The organism is uncultured Veillonella sp., assembly GCF_963543145.1.
In the GTDB taxonomy this organism is placed as follows: Bacteria; Bacillota; Negativicutes; order Veillonellales; family Veillonellaceae; genus Veillonella.
Window position 1 is genome coordinate 1 of the sequence record NZ_CAUTZP010000003.1, and the last position, 23,762, is coordinate 23,762.

Sequence of the window (23,762 nt, forward strand, 5' to 3'; positions counted from 1 at the left end):
GCTCTCAAGGTGAACCGATGGCAGGCTTGTCCCGTATGGCTACAAGTAACCACCGTACTGTAGAATTGGCGCCGAATGACACAGTTATTATCTCTGCTACACCAATTCCAGGTAACGAAGGTGCTGTAGGTAGAACTATCGATAATTTGCTTCGCTTAGGTTGTCATGTAGTATACGGTAAAGACCGTGGTATTCACGTATCTGGTCATGCGAGCCAAGAAGAGCTTAAAACTATGCTCAATCTTGTTCGCCCAGAATACTTCATTCCAGTTCATGGTGAGTACCGCATGTTGCGTCGTCATGGTGAACTTGGCGTTGCTATGGGCGTGGATCCTAAGAAAGTCCTTATCGGCGATAATGGTCAAATCTTTGAGTTTGATAAAGATGGTGGCCGCAAAGGTGGCCGTGTACAAGCTGGCGCTATCTTCGTTGATGGCCTTGGCGTTGGTGACGTAGGTAACATCGTTATTCGAGACCGCCAACAATTGGCACAAGAAGGTATGGTTATCGTTGTAATGGCAATGGATAAAGCTTCTGGCACAATCGTTGCTGGTCCAGACCTCGTGTCTCGTGGTTTTGTATACGTACGTGACGCAGAAGAACTTATGATTGCTGCAGAACACCGCGTAGACCAAGTTCTTGAAGAATGTGAAATGCAACGCATTAAAGATTGGACTACCATTAAGCAAAACGTACGTGACGCGTTGGGTAAATTCTTCTACGATAAAACTCGTCGCCGCCCTATGATTTTGCCGATTATTCAAGACGTATAATCAAATACAATACAAAAAGTACCGCATCGTATGATGTGGTACTTTTGACATTTAAAAATGTGCTTTAAAACTACTATAAATAGCTATGCTATCGCGTTTAGCTACTATATGGGGTATTTGAAGTTACCCTTTTAAACTGTTATAATTAAAAGATACCAATTAATCTATCTTCTTATATATAGAATGGAGATCTATGAAACAAACAAATACAAGAGCGATGGTGGAAACAGGATTTGTCAGTGCTATAGGTGTTATCCTTAGTGCTATTAGTGTGTATTTACCAGCTTTCGCTTTTTTATCATTTTTTGTTACACCTGCAGCTATTGGTATAATTGGAACAAAATGGGGTCGCAAATATAGTATATCGGCAGCTGTTGTTACTACTTTATTAGCGGTAGTTTTGTTTGGACCATGGAATGGTATACCTGTTGGCTTATTTGCTACGGTAGGTGTAGGGGTAGGAGAGGGTAATCGTCTTTCTTTAGGAACGATTAAACGGCTATTACTCCCAAGTATTGCTATGTTTGTTGCTGTATTTGTAACTTTTATGGCACAACTATATGTATCTGGTATTGACCTATCAATGATAGATACACAGATGACTGAGCAAGCTCGTATGATTGCTGATCAAGCATTACAGACGAATCCTAATATCACACAGGAACAAGCTGATTTATTTGTAAAAAATATGGATAAACTTGTTACTGGTTTGAATGATGCGTTTTTTGTAGCTGTAGCTATAGCTGCAGTATCATATAGTTATATAACTATCCAGATATCTATATGGTTAGGCAAGCGACTACATATTTCCATACCTCGATTTTTACCAATCGAAGAGTGGAAGATGCCTATTTGGAGTGCAGGGTTATATGCTTTAGGGATTATTGGTATATATGGTGCTCCACATATTAATATGGAGTCCTCATGGGTTACAGCCATTAGCACTAATGTATTACTCCTCGGTAGTTCTATGTGTTCTATTCATGGTTTTGCAGCTTTAGCAGACTTGATGAGTAGTTACCGCATGAGTAATAAATTAAAGTGGATATTGCTAGGTGTATATGCCTTTTTCTTTGGACAAGCACTTGCTATATTTGGTGTTATAGATATGTTTTTAGATTTACGGACACGTTATAAAGCGCGTCAATAGTAATAGAAAGGAGGCCGTTATGAAATCCTTTCAACGGAAATGGCAAGGTTTAGAAATTACCATTATCACCGTTATCGTATTATTGTTATTATTGTTGGCCTATTTGAACTGGGCCGTTGCAATTTTAGCGTTAATTATTGTAGTAGCGGCATATTTGGTTAACTATAATACCCTTCATAACCGGCGTCGTTTAGCGAGAGAACAGTTTAGTGCGATGATGAAAAACGTCACACAAGCTTCTAATTTTGCTTTACAAAATTTACCAATGGGTATTGCCCTTGTTAATAAACAAGGTACTTTAGTATGGAATAACAGTGTCTTTGCAGACTGGATTAAAGTGGACTGGAATAAACTTCAAAAAATGTCTGCTCTTTTACCCGGCTTCCGTATTGATAAAATCTGGGGTAAATCCGGATATATGACGGAGCAGTACGAAGACAAGTACTTCCAAATTATTTACAAATTTATTGATCCTCGTGATACACGTCCAGAGATTCATAGTGAAGATGAACTGGCTAATCATGCAGTGATGGCACTATACTTCAAAAATATTACAGAAGTAGAAAAGGCGCGTATCAAGGCCGAAGAGGATCAGCCTGTATGGGGCATGATTCAAATCGACAATCTGGAAGAGTTGACAAAAGGGCTTAGTGATCGCGAATATACTAGCGTTTGGTCTGATATTAACAATATCATTGTGGATGAAATCGACGGCTATGAAGGCTTCGTTCGTAACTTCCAAAGTGATATGTACACCTTTGCCATCTCTCGTGGCGCTCTTCGGTCGATGGAGGAAAAGGGTTTTAAAATCCTTGAGAAAATCCGCAAATTGCCTTCTCCGCGTCAGGTGCCAGCTACGATTTCTATCGGTATTAGTGAGAACGTAGGCTCTGTAAAAGATGTGTCTAGTCGTGCTCGTGCCGCCTTAGATATCGCATTAGGTCGCGGTGGTGACCAAGTGTGTATTATGGATGGTAAAAGTACCCGCTTCTTTGGTGGTAATACAGCAGGTGTTGAAAAGAACACTCGTGTTCGTGCTCGTGTTGTATCTCAAGCTTTACATGAGCTTATGATCGATTCTGATAAGATCCTTGTCATGGGTCATCGACGCGAAGACTATGATGCATTAGGCGGTATCATCGGTGTCACTTCCATTGCTCGAGCACTGGGAAAAGATGTACGTGTTGTACTTTCAAAAGAAACGAGTGCTATTGATAAAATGGTGGCCGTTCTCAATGAATCTGAGTTCTGGCAGGAACATTTCATCACTATAGAAGGGGCAAAAGTGTGGGTCGATGCAAATACACTCACGATTGTGTGTGATACGCATCGTCAAGAAATGGTAGCAGCCCCAGAGGCGCTTGAAATTTCTGAACGACGCATCGTTATCGACCATCACCGTCGTGCAGCGGACTTTATAGAAAACCCATTACTTACGTATTTGGAACCTAATACATCGTCCACAGCTGAGCTCGTTACAGAGCTCGTACAATATGCAGGTGTTCCTGTGAAGCTTTCAAAAGCAGAAGCTACAGGTATATATGCAGGTATCGTTCTAGATACGAAGAACTTTTTTCAACAAACTGGTGCACGTACCTTTGAAGCGGCTGCATTCTTGCGCCGTGCAGGGGCGGATATTGAAAAGGTTAAGCAATTATTTATTGAAACCTTCGATTCTGTTCAATTGCGTGCTAAAATAGTATTTGAAGCCAATCGTACTGAAGGAATTGCTATTTCTGTAGCCCCTGAAGGGTTGAAGGATATGATGGCATTAGCTGCACAAAGTGCGGATATGCTCATCAGTAATGAAGATATTGAAGCAGCCTTTGTACTGTATTCCTTGAATGACGGCGGTATCGGCGTTAGCGCCCGATCCAAAGGCAAGGTAAACGTACAAGTTGTAATGGAAGCCTTGGGTGGCGGCGGTCATAGGACTGTGGCTGGAGCCCAATTACAAGGTATGACCGTAGAGGAAGCGAAGCAGGCTATCTTAGAGCGTGCTCTAGAAGCCCTTCATTCCGCTGAACAAGAGGAGGAACAACAATGAAAGTAGTATTGTTAGAAGACGTTAAAAAAGTTGGTAAAAAAGGCGAAATCGTTGAAGTTAGCGACGCATATGGTCGTAATGTATTGATTAAAAAAGGTCTTGGCCTTGAAGGTACAACAACTAACGTAAATAACGCAAAACAAAAACAAGACTCCATTGCTCACCACAAAGTAGTAGCGAACGATGAAGCTAAAATCTTGGCAGCTCAATTGACTAAGGTTGAAGTAACTGTAAAAGTTCGCATGGGCGAAGAAGGTCGCGTATTCGGTTCTGTTACTGCAAAAGACATTTCCGATGCAGCTAAAGCTCAATACAAAGTAGATATCGATAAAAAGAAAATCGAAATCAAAGAACCATTGAAAACATTAGGCGTACATGACGTATTAGTTCGTGTTCATCCTGAGATTACAAGTACTATCAAGGTTAATGTAGTAGCTGAATAATAGTGTTCACCATGCTCTTTGAGTATGGTGAATTCTTTTATCCATAGTGGTTGTTGAAGGGGATTATCATGGATGTACGCATTCCACCGCATAATCTAGATGCGGAAAAGGCCGTTTTGGGGGCTTTATTAACCAATGGTTCTAACTCGGGCGCTGTTGTCGATACAGTAACGAGCATTCTAAAATCTGAAGACTTTTACCGCGATGCGCATCGTATTATTTATGATGCTATCTTAGAAATCGTGTATGCCAATAAGACCGCAGACTTTATCACTGTTGGTGAAGAGCTTGATCGTCGCAAGCGACTTGATGCAGTAGGTGGTCTTGCTTATATTACATCTCTTGCCAATGAATCGGTGTCCTACAATGTGGAGGAACACGCAAAGATCATCAGCGAGAAAGCTCAGTTGCGCCGCCTTATCGATGCAGGGAATAAAATCGTAGGCATGACGTATGCTGGCGAAGATGAGCCAACGGCTATCCTCAACAAGGCTGAGCAAATGGTACTAGACGTAAGTGGTCAAACTCAATCTGAATCTTCCTTTGCTCCCATTAGTGAGATCGTATTATCTAACTTAGATAAATTAAACGCATTGCAACAGCATGATGGTGCTATTACAGGGGTGCCAACAGGCTTTAAAGACGTAGACCATGTCTTTAATGGTTTGCAAAAATCTGACCTTATCCTCGTAGCAGCTCGTCCTGCGATGGGGAAAACGGCGTTTACCTTGAACATTGCTCAAAACGTAACTATGCTGTACGACAAGACGGTAGCATTCTTCTCTCTAGAAATGGGTAAAGAACAGCTCGTTGGTCGTATTTTGTCATCCGTGGCAGGCGTAAGCTCTGAAAAACTGCGCCGTGCCAATATGGATCCAGCAGACTGGGAAAAAGTTATTGCCGCTGCGGACCGTATGAGTAAATCTAAGCTCTTTATCGATGATACGCCGGGCCTTACCGTACAAGATATGCGCTCTAAATTGCGCCGTCTTAAGGTGGAACATGGTCTCGACCTCGTTATCGTCGACTATATTCAGTTGATGCAAGGCCGCAACTCCGGCAAGGGTAGCGAGAACCGTCAACAAGAGGTATCCGAAATCTCTCGTAACCTCAAATTGATCGCTCGTGAGTTTAACGTGCCGCTCATCGCTTTGTCTCAGTTGTCTCGTAGTGTTGAAAGCAGACCAGATAAACGGCCTGTACTTTCCGACCTTCGTGAATCTGGTTCTCTGGAACAAGATGCGGATATCGTTATCTTCCTGTATCGCGATAAATATTATGATGAAAACTCTGAAAAAGGGGACAATGCAGAAGTCCTCATTCGTAAACACCGTAATGGTTCCGTAGGTACCGTGGAACTCCAATTCATTGGGGAATTAACACAATTTAGAGATGTGGAATTCCGAGACATGGGGCCGGAACAATAATGAAAACTATCGGTTAGTTCCTATATATTGATGGGGCCCGACTATATTCCGACAACTTAGTTACAAAAAAGCACCACCTATCTCGTGGCTCCAAACGACACGTAAGTCGCCCCTCGATAGGTGGTGCTCTTTTTGTATTACGTTAGCGAAAATAAGTCCCATCAATATAGTGCACTCAATAGTTTTCATTGTATTGCTTAATCCTAAGTCCTAACTATATAGTTAAGGCTTGGGATTTTTTATTTATCTCTAAAATTTACCCTTATAATAACAAACATATGTTTGAAAATACTTTGTATTTTTGTTATACTAATCATAGAAATTCTTTTTTTATATTTCTTGTAGAGCCTAGTGATTAAGCGGTTTGAGGAGGTGTTTGTATGGGTTCAGCTGATACGGATCGAATGTATATGTGCATTGATTTGAAGAGTTTTTACGCGTCTGTGGAGTGCGCCGATTTGGGGCTGGATCCGTTTACAACGCCTTTGGTGGTGGCCGATGGGTCTCGTGGCAAAGGGGCTATTACATTGGCCATTTCTCCGGCTTTAAAAAAGTTAGGTGTTAAAAACCGTAGCCGATTATTTCAGATTCCACCGCATATTGAGTATTTGACGGTAAAGCCTCATATGAAGCGGTATATGCAGGTGTCTGCTGAGATTTACGGAACTTTGCTCAAGTATGTAGCGCCTGAGGATGTGCATGTATACTCTATCGACGAGTATTTTATCGATATTACGCCGTACTTGCCGCTCTACAAGAAAACGCCTCGTGAGCTGGCGCAGATGCTACTTGATGCGGTGTTAGCGGCAACCAAGATTTATGCCACCGTTGGGATCGGTACGAATTTATTCCTCGCCAAGATTGCCCTCGATATCCTCGCAAAACATGCGCCTGATTTTATAGGCTATCTTGATGAAAGCCTCTTTAAGGAGAAAATCTGGCATCATCAGCCCTTGACCGATATTTGGCAGATTGGCAAAGGCATAGCCAATCGCTTGCATAAGTATGGGGCATACGATTTACATGGTATCACCATGGTTCCTGAGGCGAAACTATATAAGGAGTTTGGCGTTAATGCAGAACTTATCATTGATCATGCTTGGGGTCGTGAGCCTTGTACCATTGCAGATATTCACGCCTATCGTCCTATTAAGCATTCTATCTCCCATAGTCAGATTTTATTGCGTAACTATACTTACGAAGAGGCGTATGTGCCCATGCGGGAAATGGTAGAGTCCTTGGTACTAGAGCTTTTACAAATTAAAGGGGTTACGAACCATATTCATGTTCATATCGGTTATGCAGATGAAATGGTGCGCTCCACAGGGGGCTCTAAGAAGCTCAAACAATATACAGATTCTTTGCAGACATTGACGGCGGCTATTATCAAATTATATGAGCAGCATTGCCATAAAAATGAGCCTATCCGTCGTATTGGAATAAGCTTTGAAGATTTAGTGAATCGTTCAGCAATCCCTCAAGAGGAGGATTTATTTAGTGCTCTTACGACAGATACAGAGGAAAAGGAGCGACAAGTACAAGAGGCAATGCTATCTATTAAGGAACAGTTTGGTAAGAACTCTATTTTACGTGCCTCTAGCTTGCAAGAGGAAGGAACCATGCGATTTAGAAATACTTTGGTAGGCGGTCACAATGGGGAATAAATAGTAGAAAGGATACATTGGAAATAATTAGTAGACTAGCTAAATTGGGAATACATTAGTCGCGTAAGAGGAGGTATAGATTAATGAAACATCGCATGTCTCGGTTACAACGGGCTAAACAATTTATGCCCTTTGCGGCATTAAAAGGATTTGAAACCTTGCTCGCTGCTGTTGCGAGGCCTAAGGAGGCGCGGGTGGAGTTATCTGAGGATCAAATTGAGGAATTGAACCGTACTATACAATCCTTGGTAGAAGGGGATTTTGTGCGGGTCCTTTATTATACGGGCCATTGTTATACAGAGTTAGTAGGGTCCATAGAGTCTGTAGGTAAACCTATCCATAGTTTATCTATCGAGGGTATGGTCATTGCGTTTAAAGATATAAAAGAACTAAATCTATATGAATGAAGCTTAGTAAAATTAAAATATACAAGATGATACATTTAAAATATAAAGCTAGCCTATACTTGTGCATAATGAGTATAGGCTATTTTACTATTATTTTTTATCATAGCGAGCCTGATAAATCTTCTTGACATATTGTATATGTTCTATTAAAATAAATATATGAACAGATATTCATATAAAAGAAATATCTAAGAGACACATTTAAAAGATATATCTAATAAGTATTAGAGTCATTCAAAGGATAGTTTACATACATAGATTGAAACTTTCACTATTATCAAAGGAGATATCATGGAAGAAACATTATTGCTGAAGGATTTGAACTGTGCGAACTGCGCGGCAAAAATTGAAGACCGCATCCGTAAAATGGATGTTGTAGAGACTGCAAACTTTACAATTGCAACGCATCAATTAAAATTAACAGGCTCCTGGGAAGACAGAGAAGCTCTTAAACGTGACATTCAAGAGATTTGTGATGCTATCGAAGAGGGCGTAACAGTAGCTGATTATGAGCGTAAATCTAAAGCGGCTATGGAGGACCATGGTCATGATCACGACCACGGCAGTGAGGCAATGACAATTGTAGTTATCGCAGCAGGCTTGTTGTTCATGCTCTACGAAGCGTTGACTACGATTGTTCCGTCCATTAGCATGCCAGAGTCCATCGAAACTCCAATTTACTATATTACTTATATTCTTCTTGCGTTCCCCGTATTGCGTATCGCAGGTCGCAATATCTTGAAAGGCCAAGTATTTGATGAGAACTTCTTGATGTCTATCGCTACATTGGGTGCTATTGCTATCGATGCATTGCCTGAGGCTGTAGGCGTTATCTTGTTTTATCGTATCGGTGAGTTCTTTGAGCATAAAGCTACAGAGCGTAGCCGTACAGAAATCATGAATGCTGTTGATATGCGTCCCCAAGAGGTACGCGTTGTTGATACATGCTGCGGTGGTGAAATCGTAGTTATGGCTCCTGAAAAGGTTGAGGTAGGCTGGACTATTGAGGTTCGCCCTGGCGATTTGATTCCTCTAGACGGCACAGTGCTTGAAGGTGAAACTCGCGTTAATACAGCTCCTGTAACAGGTGAACCTGTACCGGTTCGCGCGGTACCTGGCACTCAACTCATGTCTGGTTGCATCAATGAATCTGGTCGCATTACGATGCGTGTAGATAAGGTTCTTGACGAATCCATGGTTACTAAAATCCTTGATGCTGTTGAAAATGCTGCATCTTCCAAACCTAAAATCGACCGTTTCATTACGCGTTTCGCTCGCGTATACACACCAATCGTTGTAGTGTTTGCATTGGCTGTTGCTATCATCCCATCCCTTATTACAGGTGAATGGCATAAATGGATCTACACAGCCTTAACATTCCTTGTTATTTCTTGCCCATGTGCATTGGTGCTTAGCGTGCCACTTGCATTCTTCTCTGGTATCGGCAATGCGTCTAAACACGGTATCTTGCTTAAAGGTGGTCGTGTTATCGAAGCGTTGGCAAGTGTGAAAGCAGTAGCTCTTGATAAAACTGGTACGATCACATCTGGTGAATTTAAAGTACAAAATGTAGAAACTGTAGGCTCTCATGTGAGCAATACTCAATTATTGTCCATGGCAGCAGCTATCGAAGCCGTTTCTACTCATCCAATCGCAACAAGTATCGTATCTGAAGCAAAAAATCAAGGCATTACTGTAGAGCCTTCTGATTTTGTTCAAGAATTAGCTGGTGAAGGTATGGTAGGTATGACTGATGGTCAACAAGTTCTTGTTGGTAACCGTCGTCTTATGGAACGCTATAATGTTCAAGGCTATCCAACAGAACCTGCTGAATACGGTACAGAAGTTCTAGTAGCAGAAGGTAATGTATACATTGGTCGCATCATCATTGCCGATGAAGCTCGTCCTGATTCCGCAGAGGCTATCGCTGCTCTTAATAGTCAAGCTATTAAAACTATTATGCTTACAGGTGATGCTGAAGCAAGTGCAAATTACATCGCTAAAGAAACTGGTGTAAGTGCTGTTCGCGCTCAATTGTTGCCACAAGATAAGTTATCTGTAGTACAAGATATTCGCTCTGAATATGGTCCAACTATGTTCGTAGGGGACGGTATCAACGATGCTCCAGTACTTGCTGGTGCTGATGTTGGTGGTGCGATGGGTAGCGGTGCTGATGCGGCTATCGAAGCGGCAGACGTTGTATTCATGCGTCCGTCCTTGACTGCCATTGCACATGTCCTCGACTTGTCTAAAGCGACATTGCGCGTCGCATGGCAAAACGTAGTATTCGCGATTGCTGTAAAAGTCATCATCATGGTGCTTGGTCTCATGGGCTATGCATCCATGTGGGGGGCCGTATTTGGCGATACTGGCGTATCCATCCTTTGTATCTTGAACTCTATTCGTATCTTGCGCCGTTAATATGGTGAAAGTATCCTTTATAACAAGATAGAAATATAACAAATATCATTCTTCTAATCTGAAAGATTAGCATACAATAATAACCTCTATACTGGTGAAAGCTAGTGTAGAGGTTATTTTTATAAGCTTTAATCTAATGAGATGTTGTTAACTATTGGTTTGCTAGATTTCTTGGTCAAGTTGATATAAAGATAGTTTTAAGATATTCTTACTATGTACAATTGTGTATTGTTAATATACATAAAGTGATTTGTGCATATACTACATGTACAAAACTTTCACAATTGAATTGAATAATAGCTATGAAATAGTATATAATTTATTAGATGATTACTATATATTTGTTGGAAGGAGGGATAGCATGATCACGGTGTACAAACACATAGAAGAAGAGTTAGTTTCAGACAGCACTGTATCAGATGCCACAAAAGGTTCTTGGGTAAATTTGGTGAACCCAGACCCCGATGAGTTATCCCTAATCAATATTTTGACAGAAATTCCAACGGATGTTTTAAAGACCGCCCTCGATATGGAAGAACGTTCTCACGTGGAGTTAGAGGACAATTATATCTTCGTTGTTATCAACATTCCAGTTGTTCGCGGTAACGACATGTACGATACAGTGCCGCTTGGTATCTTCTTGACGCCGGACTTCTTTATTACGGTCTGCCTCGAAGAATCTGAAGTATTGTATCCGTTTATTTCTAATCAGATTTCTACGTTCTACACGTATAAAAAGACGCGTTTCTTGTTCCAAATCTTGTATCGCACAGCGACCATGTTCTTGCGTTACTTGCAACAAATCAACCGTCGTACAGACGATATTGAAGTTCAATTGCGTCATACTACAAAGAATAAAGACTTCTTCCAATTGTTGGAATTACAGAAATCCATGACATACTTTACCTCTGCATTGCGCACGAATGGTACCGTTATGGAGCGGCTATTGCGCTTGCGTGGTCATAGCTCTTATAGACATTTGCTTAAAATGTACGAAGAGGATGAGGATTTATTAGAGGACGTTATCATCGAGAATAAACAGGCCATCGAGATGGTTGAAATGTACTCCAATATTTTGATGAACATGATGAACGCTTTTACGTCTATCATCTCTAACAACCTCAACATGGTTATGAAAATGTTGGCTACCGTAACCATTGCTATGGCGGTTCCGACTATCATATTTAGCTTGTGGGGGACAAATGTACCATTGCCATTCCAAGAGGATGTGAATGGTTTTTATGAGGTTATAGGTGTTGCGGTAGTATTTACTATTATTGCTATCATTGGCATGTGGAAAAAAGACTTGTTCTAAAATATGCTGAATAGTTGAAAACTAAACTTCAAACACTGAATATACAAGAAAAAGCTGGCTATGAGCCAGCTTTTTTGCTTGCTTAACTATTACGTTATTGCTTATTATTGGGCCAATCTGATATAATAATACCGTTATGGAGAGGTGTCCGAGTGGTTTAAGGAGCTGGTCTTGAAAACCAGTGACTCCGCAAGGGGCCGTGGGTTCGAATCCCACCCTCTCCGCCATTCAATTTTAGATATTAATATACTTGGTAAGGTAATTGGAGCCCGTTCCTTGAATAGTAATATATAGAACCCTTTATCAAATTGATAGAGGGTTCTTTTGTGTTACCAGTCATGCTTTGTATTTGAAAAAATATTTCTATTTATAGTATGATAGTTTTATATGTTTTTATTCTATAGAAAGGAGCTCGTATGAATCGACTTAGTTTCTCACGAACTCAGATTTTAATTCTTGTCAGTGTATGGCTAACGTTTTTGATTAGCTTTGTTATGCGCTTATCTTGGGCATCTTTGATGCCTATCGTTAACGAGGCATTGAATTTTACGCCTCAAATGGGGACGGCCTATTTATCTGCGTTTTATATGGGCTATGCTATCATGGTTCTACCAGGCGGTATATTAGCGGATCGCATTGGTTATCGTTACACTATTTTGGTGAGTTTGCTTGCTATGGCAGTTATTACGGCATTGATGAGTACCATAGATAATTACACCTATGGTTGGATATTGCGATTCCTGTTAGGTATCGTATCTGGTCCTGTACAAGCATCTTGTTTAAGTGCTATTGGGGATTACTTTGGTCCTAATCAACGTGGTGCTGCAGTTGGTATTTTTATGTCCTGTACATCTCTTGGATTGACTACTGTAAACCTATATGCACCATATGTGGCAACTAACTATGGCTGGCAAAATGCATTCCTGTTAACAGCAGTATTACCTATCCTTGTTTTCATTCTTAGCTACTTTACGGTTCGTAAACCAAGTGCTGACATCTTGGCACAACGGGAAGCAGAAGTGAGTGCTGCATCTGCGCATGTAGGTGAAACAACTTCCTTAAAAGAAAACTTATTACATGTTTTGAAAAATCGCAATATTTGTTGCCTTGCCTTTGCAGGTTTCTTCGCTACCGGTGCTACTTGGGCGGTGGCGCAATGGTCAAACTTATACATGGTTAAACAGCTAGGTGTTAATGCAATTTATGCAGGCCATGTAATGTCTGCTTTCGGTTTAGCGGCTCTTATTGCAAAACCGACTATTGGTATCTTATCTGATATTTTACCGATTAAGAAAAATCATTTAACAGCTCTTGTTATGTTCTTATTCGCACCTGCTTTGATCCTTTTTGCAAGTACAACAAATCCAGATATGCTCTTTATAACAGGCCCAATTCTTGGCGTCGGTGCTTTCATGCATAGTGCATTGACAAATGCTCTTGTAGTTCAATCCGCAGCACCTCACTTGCGTGGTACAACGGCAGGCTTCGTAAACTTGTTTAATCAAATCGGTGTTATGTTGGCACCTATGATTTTAGGTAGCATGTTGACTGCTACAGGTAGTTATCAATCTGCATTGATGACTCTTGCTATTGCTCCAGTTATCGGTGCTATTGCATTGTTCTTTGTACGTCTTAAATAATGTGAAAGTATCTAATTAGGATGGATATAGGTACATAAAAATATAAATACTATAACAAGAAAAGGACCCGTAAGGGTCCTTTTTTTGTAGTCATTTATTCTATTGATACGTCCCTATGGTCTAGGAGGCGCATTATAATCTGGTTGTGGGCCCCATTGACTCATAGGTGTGTTCGGATCTGGTAAATCTTGATTTTGTATATCAAGAGCCCAATCAGGGCGTGGTCCTGTTGGAGGTGGTGGAGGCACTGGTCCATATACACCCAGCTTAGATGGTTCTAAGCGCGGCTGTTGATACGCATATGGCGATTCTAGTTGATTTAGTGGTTTATATACACCTTCAGGTGGTTGAATACCAAATAATGGTTTCTCCGCAGTAGGAGCAGGGGTGTTCATTGGTTTATATGGGCGTGGTGGCACATAGGGGTTTGTGAAGGTATATGTGATTCGCTCCATTTCTAAGGCATTGTGTAAGATAAACTGACCTATTTCAGCAATTGCAGAGCCTTTAGTAGCGACATGAGCACCTGTAGATAGGACAGAATGCTCATTATTAGTGGCTTCAATAGGGGCACCATTTACTTGGTAAAACTTCGCCGGTGTTACATGCCAATCCATAAGATAAATATCTTTAGACGAACTGCCTCGATGGTATGTATAATTAGTTGAATAATCTGCAATGATATTTTGCTTTTTATACAGACTAATTGTGCGTGCGTGAAGTGTACTGTAAGTAGGGTTTGCTTGTACCAGACTGATTGTACTCAAGTCGATATATACGGTCTCTGAAGGACTATTATAAGCAACTTGATACTGACTAGGCTTATTTTCTAATTCGTATTGTGAAATAGCACTAGCTGTTTGGAAACTAGCCAGAGCAATCACTAAAAAAGGATATAGTTTTCTCATATTAGACCTCTCTTATGTGGCATTAGTATATCATAGTCACACATGTAATTCTATGAAAAATGAATATAAAACTCCATAATATGTATATTGTGTATAATTGCCTTTTTGTTATATGATTAATGCATAGTTACAGGAGGTCTTGCTATGGAAATTATATGTTTTGGCGACAGTATTACGCGTGGTTACGATGTGCCTTATGGACGAGGGTGGGTTGAAATCTGCGATGCATCTATTGAGGGTGTAAACTTTACAAATTATGGGGTGGATGGCTGCTCTGTACAAGCCATGATTTATAATATTGAAAACTGGGCGGTTGCTGCTATATCTGATCCAACGCGCCACATCTTCTTGATGTGTGGTACCAACGATATCTTACAAGGTCGAGATAGCGATTATGTGTTCCAGACTTTGGTGAAAGCTATTGAATTAGCCAGTACAAAGGGGACAGTCATAATCGGTTTAGAAACTCAGATTGATAGCGATATGGATGGTTTAGACCTCGTCGTACGAGATGTTAATACACAGCTAAAAGCTTACGCAGAGGCTCATAATCTGAAAGTCATCGATTTCTATACAACTTTATATGAAGCTGATCGAATCGGGCAAATCGTCTTTGCTGGAGAAGTGCATCCTAACGAGCTAGGCTATCGATTGATGGCCTATAAGGCATTAGAGGTCTTTACGCGGTTATAATAAAAAATCCCCTCATGAGTTACCTCATGAGGGAATTTGGTGATTTATATAGTCTTTATGTGTGAAGGCATGTGGCTTTCACAATTATATCTAATTCGTCACGAATTAGTTGTTAGAATTAGCGAGTACGTGCATTGGATACGCGAGCGGATTGTGCAATTGCGTATGCAGTACCTTTTACTAAGTCATAAGCATCAGCAGTGTTGCCAGATACTGTTACAGCAGCTACAGTGTCTTCAGTTACAGCGAACAATGCAGTTGCGTAAGGGTGTTGTGCTCCGTTTGGTACAGTTACAGTGCCGGATTTAACGATGATGTAACGGCCGCCGCTGTTGAAGATGTCGTAATGAGCAGCTTGTTTTACACCGTCATAGCTTTCATTGTAAGCAAACAATGCAGCTACTTCACCACCTGCTACTTGACCAGTTTGTTGCATGGAACGCAATTTAGCAGCTGCTACAGCTGTTGGTTGAGTCATGTTAACAGTGATGCGCAAAGGGTTGTTGTTTACAACTGCTTCAGTGATTACGTTTGTAGAGAATACATTCGCTACGCCGTCACCAGCACGGTTGTAAGTGCTAGCAGTTTTCACTTGGTAGCCATTAGTGTATGCAGGCAAGTCAAAAGTGTAAGTTTTGCCGTTCAACAACAAGTCGAAAGCATTTAATTGGTTAGTTTTGTAACGAGAAACGTATGCACTGCCATTGCCATTAGCTGTTACAGAAGTTACAGTTTCTTGGTATACCGGTTGGTTGTTAGTAGGGATTGGATCCATAATTTGAAGACCTACAGCTGTTGTTTGAGGTGCTACGAAGATTGGATCGCCCAATTCTTTGGATACAGGCATTTGTTGAGCCATGTCACCTGCTGTGTAAGGAACCGCTGGCAATGGTTTATAACCAGGGCGTGGTGCACTTGTTACGTAACCAGATTGGTAAGCTGGTGTAGCCGCTTGAGGTGCTGCGTAAGTATATTGCTCTGCTGCAGCACGTTCGTAAGCGCGTGCATTAGCATCGATGGATGCAGCGAAAGCGGAGAAAGACATAGTTGTAGCTGCAAATACTGCGAAAGCAGCTGCTAAATGTTTTTTGTTCATAATAATTCACTCCTAAATACATGATTTTACAAATAACACAAATACTAACATGTATTATATATGAAATCCTGTTAATTGTAAATAAAATATAAATTTTTTTCTTAATTATAAACAAATATAATCAGATGAGTCAAATATTGTACAATTAGCTTGAATTTACCCCAGAATCAAGCACAGAATGTCATATTACTATATAATAATACTTAGTATAGTGATATATAGTAGTATATTATATCGAAAAATTTCATTTAATGCTATACCTGAAGAAAAGAAATATATAAATAAGATGAAATTTGTGGAATATATAAATTATATAAAATTATATAAATTGAGATGGTGAACATTTCACTAGGGAGGTCTCATGAATATTAGCGTCTATTATGGACGAGCAGGATCAGGCAAGACGCGTGCCGTATATGAACGGATCCGTCAAGTCATGACTGATTGTCCAGGGGAACCTATAATCTTACTTGTTCCTGAACCAGCTACCTATAGGGTAGAACGAGAGCTTGCTGAATTTATGCCTGAAAAAGGCTTTACGACGGTCCGTGTGGTAGGCTTTGGTCGTTTGGGGTACCAAGTATATCAATCCATAGGCTCCAAAGGGACCGGTCAATCAAGCTTATCTAGCTTTGGCCGGTCTATGTTGTTGCGCCTTGTTATGAAGCGGAAGCAAAAGGAACTGGGCCTATTAGAACAGGCTACAAAGCGTCCTGAATTTTCTTCTGTATTGCAACAGCTCTTTTCTGAATTTCGCGCCTTCCGCGTCGGTCCTAATGACCTTGAACGTGGGGCGGAGTCCGTTAAAAATAAAGTATTACAAAAGAAATTGCGCGAACTTGCCATTTGTATGGCAGCCTATGAAGAGGAAATCAGTCGTCATGGGGAACGTGACATCGATCCTATCATGGAAATCGTTGAGGCTTTGCCTCAATCTCCACTGATGGAAAACAGTCATGTCTTTATCGATGGCTTTCATTGGTTTACACCGACTCACTATGAGTTAATCTACACCTTGTTTGATTTTGCGAAGGAAGCAGTTATTACCATCGACTTGCCAATGGCTCCGAAAAGCTTGTATCTTGCTCGTCGAGGGGAGCATCTCTTTAGTCGTCCTTTAGAGATTTATGACACCTTAGTGGCTCGTTATGGTTCTAGCATTAACTGGGTTGGATTTGACGGGAAACGGGGACCTCAAATCGTACAAGAATTAGAGGCTAATTACTTTACGAGTCCTAGCAAGCAAAATTCTACTAATACTACTATTCCGCTCATTCGTGGATATAACCGAGAACGGGAAGCCGACGCAGTAGCTCGCCGTATTTTAGCCTACGTAGAATCCTCTCCAGAGGCACGGTACCGCGATGTATGCATCATGCTTCGCGAGTCCGAAACGTACGGGGATACCTTAGAAAAGGTCTTTGCTCGGTATGGCATTCCGCATTTTATCGATCGCCAGCGGCCTATGAAAAATCATCCATTAGGCGAATTGTTGACGGCTCTCTTTGATATTGTACGCCATAGTTACAGCCGAGATAGCATGTTCCTCTTGCTTAAAACGGACTTGATGCCACTCAACCGAGAGGCCGTAGATGAATTGGAGAACTATGTGCTCGAGTTTGGTATTGATTATTATAAATGGGAACGTGAAAGCTGGCCCTATTTACGAGGCTTCCATGAGGGGCAAGATGAAGAAGGTCACCCAGATGCACCTCGTAGAGCCCGTGTTAATAAGGCAAGACAAACTATTATGGAGATTCTATCTCCATGGTTTGACTTTGCCGCTCATAGCGAAGGACATACAGGGGCAGAATGGGGCGAACAGCTGTATGGACTCATAGAAACCTTGCAAGTGCCGCAGCGTCTCTATGAATGGGCGAAGGACGCAGAAACTATAGGTGACCAAGAGTCTAAAGCTAGCCATGAACAGATGTATAATGCGGTCATTTCTTTCATAGACGAAATCTCTATGGTCATGAAGGATGAAGTGTTGACACTGGACGAGATGATGTTACTCCTCGAAAAAGGCTTGAGCGATGTAAATTATTCCATGATTCCACCGTCCTTGGACCATGTAGTAATTACCACCATCGAACGTGGTTATAGCCAATGGTGGCCTAAGGTATTTGTTATGGGCCTCAACCAAGGCGTATTCCCACAAAGCATGGGCGATGAAGGGCTTATCAAGGATAAGGAACGTCAAGAATTAGCAGAGGCCGGCATTACGTTGGCTGAAGGGGCTTTGCCGAAGGCTTTTAACGAAAATTTCCTATTATACCTAGCTATGACGCGGGCATCCGCTTCCTTGACGCTGTCCTATGCAAGTTCTGGTGAGGATGGAACGGGACTTGAGCCATCCCTCGTGGTGAAACGACTAGAATCCCTTGGTTATGTAGGTAAGGCGGTAGATATTCCCCTATCCATTGAGCCTAATACAGAGGCTGATTATGTATGGAGACCTTTACAGAGTTTGTCCCTATTGTCTGAGCGTTGGGGCGCTCTCTTTAGTGGTCATGAGGTCAATCCACTGTGGTGGGGCCTCTATAACTGGGCTCGTGAAAGCGACACCTATCGTCCACGTTTAGGTGAGGTGTCTCGTGGTATTCGAGATAATAATGATGTGCCTGTCATTACAAAGGATTTAGTAAATGGATTGTTCTTATCCAAAGGCTATATGTCTGGTTCTGTAACGCGTTTAGAGAGATATCAGCAATGTCCCTTCAAGTTCTATGCTCAATATGGTTTGAAACTAGAACCGCGTCGTGTGCGCTCCTTTGGTGCGCCAGAAATTGGTACATTCCTTCATGCTAACTTAGAGCGTTTAGGTAATTATCTATTAGCTAACAATAAACAATGGCGTGACCTTAACGAAGAGGATCAACATAACTTATGTCGTACGGTAGCGGAAGAAATTTTACAAGAAAATCAAGGTGGCGAGGAAACGAGCGATGCCTACCAAAAGGCAATCGAGCAGCGTGTACAAAGAACATTACATGTGACGGTAGACCGCCTCGTAGAGTGGTCGAAGCGCAGTGATTTTGATACGAAATACTTAGAGCAAGATTTTGGCCGTCAAGGCGGCTGGGATCCGATTCGCGTGCCTCTTGGAGAGGATCGTTATTTACGCCTCATTGGTCAAATTGACCGCATCGATGAATATACCCAAGATGGTCAAACCTACGGTATGGTTATTGATTATAAGTCGGGCGGTGCACACGTAACGGCGCAAGATGTATACTATGGCCTTAAATTGCAGCTTATGACCTATCTATTGGCCTTAGAATCTGCTTACGGTAAAGCGAAGGGCGAATCGATAGCTCCTGCGGCTGTGGTGTATTCCTATGTGAAGAATCCTAAAATTCCGTCTAAAACGCCTATATCTTATGAAGATGCAGTATCTTTGGCTAAGGAAAGCGATGCATGGCAAAATAGTGGGTACTTCGCAGACGACGTTGAGTTGTTAACGCATATTGATCATAAGTTCTTATCCTATGGTCGTAAGCGAGGTCCGTATGTACCGATTAGGACAACAGGGGATCAAACGATTAATAGTAATGATTTGCGCAAGGTTAAGAATCCTGGTGAATTTGACGTAATGTGCCGTTATACAAACCACGTAATGGCTGAAACGGGCCGTAATATTGGGGATGGTCAATTCCCTATTAAGCCATATCAATTGAATGGCTTTAGACCATGTACATATTGTGACTATCGTACTGTCTGCCGTTTTGACTCTAGCCGTAATAAGTATAATTATCTATCCGGCTTATCTGAAGATGATGCATTAGAACGGATGAAAGAAGTCTTAAACGACGGTAACGACGGAAACAGCAGTAACGAAGAAAACAATAGTAACGATAGAAATAACAGAAACGATAGAAAGAATAGTAACGAAGGAGGTGAAAACCATGGGTGTTAAATGGACGCCAGAGCAGGAGTCTGCCATCATAGCTCCTAAGGATTCGTCCTTAGATAATCAAACCTTGCTTGTGGCGGCAGCGGCCGGCTCAGGTAAAACAGCAGTTCTTGTAGAGCGTATTATTACGCGTCTGAAAGATATGGATAATCCTTTATCCGTACAAGAGCTCATGGTTGTAACCTTTACAAAGGCGGCAGCTCAAGAGATGAGTGCCCGTATCGGACTTGCCTTGGCAAAAGCCATGGAGTCTACTGATGACGCGGCTATGCAAGAGCGTCTCGAAAGACAGCTCAATCTCTTGCCGTCTGCTCACATTTCTACATTGCATTCCTTCTGCCAATGGGTAATTCGTTCCTATTTCTACAAGTTAGATATTAATCCAACGGCTCGCATTGGCAACGAAGCAGAAATGGCGCTCCTACAACAAGAGGTATTAGCCGATTTACTGACTAAATCCTATGAAGAAGGCCTTTATAATATCTATGAATTGGCGGACTTCTTCAGTGATGATAAATCTGATGCGGGCTTAACGGCAAAGATTATGTCTCTCTATAACTACGCTATGTCTCTGGCTAATCCTGATGGATGGCTTAGAAAAGCGTTAGAGCCTTATAAAGAGGCCATGACTGTAAGTCCAAGCAATACGCTATGGGGCCAATATATGTGGGATAACCATGTAGCTGTTATTGACCGTATTCGGGATCGCTTGGAACGGATGGAACAAATCTTGCTCGATCCAGTAGGGCCTCATAAATGGCAAAAGATATACGATAATCAACTAGCTGCACTAAGCATGCTTTCAAGTGCTCAAACATGGGACGATATGGGTGAAGCATGTAAGCATATGGATACCTTTATTAAAGACCAGTTTCGCATGGGCCCAAAAGAGGCACAAGCCTTTGACCCTATATTGGTAGCAGAGTTTAGATCTTTAGGTACACAAAATAAAGATGACCTCAAAGCGATGCAAGCCGCTGTATTCACAGTGCCTGAAGCTACCTTGCAAGAGCAGTTCAAGGCTCAATATCCCATTATTGAAGGGCTTGTGGAGCTCACCATTGCGTTCCACCAAGCGTATGGGGATATGAAACAAGAGCAAGGCATCATGGACTTTAGCGACTTAGAGCATTTATGCTTAGCCCTTCTCGTTGAACCTGGCACAGAGGATGATCCTCAGCCATCTGACGTGGCAAAGGAACTGCAAGATACTTTCAAAGAAATCATGGTCGACGAATACCAAGATACGAACGGCGTGCAAGAGACGATTATCAATTTGATTTCTCGCGTCGATAATCGGTTCTACGTAGGGGACGTAAAGCAGGCTATTTATAGCTTCCGTATGGCGGACAGTTCTCTGTTTATGGAGAAATATAATACGTACGGCGGTACTGACGCGGTGGAGCGTCGCATCGACCTAGCAAAGAACTTCCGATCTCATGAAAATATTTTGGCTACAACGAATTTCTTGTTCTACCAAATCATGACGGAAGAGGCAGCAGAGCTTAATTATACTGAGGCTGAATCGCTCATTCCTGGCCGTATTGTAGAGGATGCGCCACCGGATTGGGTTGGGGGCGACGTGGAATTGCAGCTCCTCGATGTGAGCAAGGATACCCTCAGTGCTAGTGAAAGCGACGAAGACGAAGGGGATGACCCTGAAAACAACGAGCGTGAGCTAGATTTCATCATTCAAAAGATTAAGGAAATCCACGGTGCCAAGAAGAAGGTGCAAAATCCAGATGGCACATTCCGTCAAATCGAGTGGCGTGACTTTGCTATTTTGCGCAGATCCTTGGCGGGCTGGGGCACGCGTGCGGTAGAGGCTATGCGCCAAGCGGGTATCCCTGCGGTGGTAAACGAACGGGATGGCTACTTTGAAGCACAAGAGATTCAGCTCTTACTAGCCTTGCTATCCATCATAGATAATCCTGAACAAGACTTGCCGATGGCTGCGGTGTTGCACTCTGGCCTTGTGGGGCTTGATGCTAATGAGCTAGGTGCACTACGCCTATCTGGTGAGGGCTCGTTGTGGTCTCTCATGCCCGCCTATGCAGAAGAGGCTCAAGATGAGCGCTTATTAGCTTTTATTGGACACATGGAGCGTTGGCGTACCTTGTCGCGCCGTCACGGTGTAACCGATTTGCTATGGGATATTTACGAATCCCAAGATTATGTAAATTATGTAGGGGCCATGCCAAATGGTCTCGTGCGTCGTGCAAACGTACTCGCTTTATACGACAGAGCAAAGGGCTATGAGGCGTCTGGCTTCCGTGGTCTCTTTAGATTTTTGCGTTTTGTTGAAAGCTTGCGCGATAGCAACCAAGATATGCCGCTGGCTAATGTGGTAAGTGAAGCGGACAATGTAGTGCGCCTCATGACGATTCACAAGAGTAAGGGTCTAGAATTCCCTGTTGTATTCCTATCTGGGGTGCAAAAGAAATTCAACATGATGGACCTCCGATCAGAGCTTCTTATCGATAAGAACGCAGGTTTAGGTCTTAAGGGCTACTTCCCAGATATTCGGGTATCCTTCCCAACCATGCCGTGGTTTTATGTGAAAGATGTAAAAGAGGCGGCCCTCAAGGCCGAGGAACAGCGTATTCTATATGTAGCCTTAACACGAGCTAGAGATAAGTTGTTCATGACAGGTCATTTTAGAGGCTTAAAAAACGCTAAAGGTGAGTTAAGTACCTTAGGTAAACTCATTAAAAATGTTGCTTCCGTAGAAGGTCAACAGTTGCCGACAGATATTATTACGCAAGCTAATACCTATTTAGACTGGATGATTATGGGCTTTGCTCGTCATTTAGATGGTGGTAACCCGTTGCGTGTAGCTATTGAATACGAAGGGCCAACTTATTTTGATTTACCAGATAAGAAGTGCCGCATAAAGGTTGAAATTCACGACGGTTCTCTCTATGGTGACCTCGACTACAAAGCAGACATCGACGAAACTACCATCAACAAGGTACGTGAGTTGAAAGCTGTTAATTCTGTGCAATTACCGCAGGAAATAGTAGATCGATTTAACTATACCTACCCATACAGCGATGCAACACGTCGTACTGCTAAAATCTCCGTTAGTGAATTAAAACGACGATTCCAAGAGCGAGAACTAGAAGCAGGGACAGTCGATACCCTTAACACACCTATTGAAGATGATTTAGCGAACTCCGTATTCGGTCGTAAACCTCAAGTATTACAGTCCGAAGAGGATGTGTTGACGGGGGCTCAATGGGGTACCTTGATGCATGAGGCCATGCAGTGGCTACCGCTTGCTAAGTACACGAAGGCTTCTTTAACAAAAGAGCTTGATGCACTCGTAACGAAAGGGACTTTCACAGAGGAAGAACGAAATCTATTAAGCGATACAAGTTTATATAAGTTCTTTAGTTCTGACCTTGGAAAGCGACTTATCAATGCGAAGCGCATAGAACGTGAGTTGCCGTTTAGTATGCTTTTTGAAGGAAAACGTGTATATGATACCTTAGAGGATGGGGAAAATCTATTCCTTCAAGGTATTATTGATACTGCCTTTGAAGAGGACGGTGAATGGGTTCTCGTAGATTACAAGACAGACCGCGTCAAATCTGGGGAAGACCTCATCAAACGCTATAAAATACAAATGGACCTCTACAAAGAGGCCTTACAGCGATTGACGGGAATGCCTGTGAAAGCATGTTATATCTATAGTTTCCGCTTGCACGATGCAATCATCATAGATTAGTCTAGGTTGCTATTTAAGAGTCTTGTGTTATTTATGGGGCCTGTGTTGAGAATAGACAGATATTTCAAATAATGTAATAAACATAAAAAAGCTCTCTATCCTTGGATAGAGAGCTTTTGTGTTAGCTGTATC

At 42.0% G+C, this 23,762-nt stretch carries 15 protein-coding genes and 1 tRNA gene; 14 read left to right on the top strand and 2 right to left on the bottom strand.

Annotation, left to right across the window (positions count from 1 at the left end):
* From RWZ05_RS02310 to RWZ05_RS02360, 11 genes are all read left to right on the top strand, one after another.
* Positions 1–773, top strand: a 773-nt coding sequence (locus RWZ05_RS02310) for a ribonuclease J (protein ID WP_314641714.1), incomplete at its 5' end; no start/stop codon positions are given.
* 193 nt (positions 774–966) lie between these two features.
* Positions 967–1,923 (top strand): DUF2232 domain-containing protein, encoded by a 957-nt coding sequence (locus RWZ05_RS02315; protein ID WP_314641717.1) that lies wholly within the window; start codon positions 967–969, stop codon positions 1,921–1,923.
* Positions 1,924–1,942: 19 nt separating this feature from the next.
* Entirely contained in the window at positions 1,943–3,970 is a 2,028-nt protein-coding gene (locus RWZ05_RS02320) for a DHH family phosphoesterase (protein WP_314641720.1), read from the top strand.
* A complete protein-coding gene (rplI, locus tag RWZ05_RS02325; protein ID WP_009352526.1) occupies positions 3,967–4,413 on the top strand; it encodes a 50S ribosomal protein L9 in 447 nt (148 codons plus the stop codon). Before RWZ05_RS02320 ends, rplI begins: the two co-directional genes overlap by 4 nt.
* 68 nt (positions 4,414–4,481) lie before the next feature.
* On the top strand, positions 4,482–5,840 hold the full coding sequence (gene dnaB, locus RWZ05_RS02330; protein ID WP_314641723.1) for a replicative DNA helicase: 1,359 nt from the start codon (positions 4,482–4,484) through the stop codon (positions 5,838–5,840).
* A gap of 380 nt (positions 5,841–6,220) precedes the next feature.
* Positions 6,221–7,504, top strand: a complete 1,284-nt coding sequence (locus RWZ05_RS02335; RefSeq protein WP_314641724.1) for a DNA repair protein — start codon at positions 6,221–6,223, stop codon at positions 7,502–7,504.
* An 83-nt stretch (positions 7,505–7,587) separates the two neighbouring features.
* Positions 7,588–7,911: a hypothetical protein gene (locus tag RWZ05_RS02340; protein ID WP_314641725.1), complete on the top strand. Its 324-nt coding sequence runs from the start codon at positions 7,588–7,590 to the stop codon at positions 7,909–7,911.
* A 291-nt stretch (positions 7,912–8,202) separates the two neighbouring features.
* Positions 8,203–10,332 carry a heavy metal translocating P-type ATPase gene (locus RWZ05_RS02345; RefSeq protein WP_314641728.1) on the top strand — a complete coding sequence of 710 codons (2,130 nt, stop codon included), beginning with the start codon at positions 8,203–8,205 and terminating at the stop codon, positions 10,330–10,332.
* A gap of 361 nt (positions 10,333–10,693) precedes the next feature.
* Positions 10,694–11,647 (top strand): magnesium transporter CorA family protein, encoded by a 954-nt coding sequence (locus RWZ05_RS02350; RefSeq protein ID WP_314641730.1) that lies wholly within the window; start codon positions 10,694–10,696, stop codon positions 11,645–11,647.
* Between the two features lie 138 nt (positions 11,648–11,785).
* A tRNA-Ser gene (locus RWZ05_RS02355) sits at positions 11,786–11,874 on the top strand.
* A gap of 189 nt (positions 11,875–12,063) precedes the next feature.
* Positions 12,064–13,287, top strand: a complete 1,224-nt coding sequence (locus RWZ05_RS02360; RefSeq protein WP_314641733.1) for an MFS transporter — start codon at positions 12,064–12,066, stop codon at positions 13,285–13,287.
* A 113-nt stretch (positions 13,288–13,400) separates the two neighbouring features.
* Here RWZ05_RS02360 and RWZ05_RS02365 read toward each other — a convergent pair whose 3' ends face one another.
* Positions 13,401–14,195 carry a hypothetical protein gene (locus tag RWZ05_RS02365; RefSeq protein WP_314641736.1) on the bottom strand — a complete coding sequence of 265 codons (795 nt, stop codon included), beginning with the start codon at positions 14,193–14,195 and terminating at the stop codon, positions 13,401–13,403.
* Between the two features lie 144 nt (positions 14,196–14,339).
* Here RWZ05_RS02365 and RWZ05_RS02370 point away from each other — a divergent pair, with 144 nt between their 5' ends.
* On the top strand, positions 14,340–14,888 hold the full coding sequence (locus tag RWZ05_RS02370; protein WP_314641739.1) for a GDSL-type esterase/lipase family protein: 549 nt from the start codon (positions 14,340–14,342) through the stop codon (positions 14,886–14,888).
* Positions 14,889–15,006: 118 nt separating this feature from the next.
* On the opposite strand, the gene RWZ05_RS02375 is transcribed toward RWZ05_RS02370, so the two are convergent.
* Complete coding sequence (locus tag RWZ05_RS02375) at positions 15,007–15,984, bottom strand: hypothetical protein (RefSeq protein ID WP_314641741.1); 978 nt, start codon at positions 15,982–15,984, stop codon at positions 15,007–15,009.
* A 361-nt stretch (positions 15,985–16,345) separates the two neighbouring features.
* Here RWZ05_RS02375 and RWZ05_RS02380 point away from each other — a divergent pair, with 361 nt between their 5' ends.
* A complete protein-coding gene (locus tag RWZ05_RS02380; RefSeq protein ID WP_314641744.1) occupies positions 16,346–19,903 on the top strand; it encodes a PD-(D/E)XK nuclease family protein in 3,558 nt (1,185 codons plus the stop codon).
* Positions 19,893–23,630 (top strand): helicase-exonuclease AddAB subunit AddA, encoded by a 3,738-nt coding sequence (gene addA / locus RWZ05_RS02385; protein ID WP_314641746.1) that lies wholly within the window; start codon positions 19,893–19,895, stop codon positions 23,628–23,630. The genes RWZ05_RS02380 and addA overlap by 11 nt, the downstream gene beginning before the upstream one ends.
* The last annotated feature ends 132 nt before the right edge of the window (positions 23,631–23,762 follow it).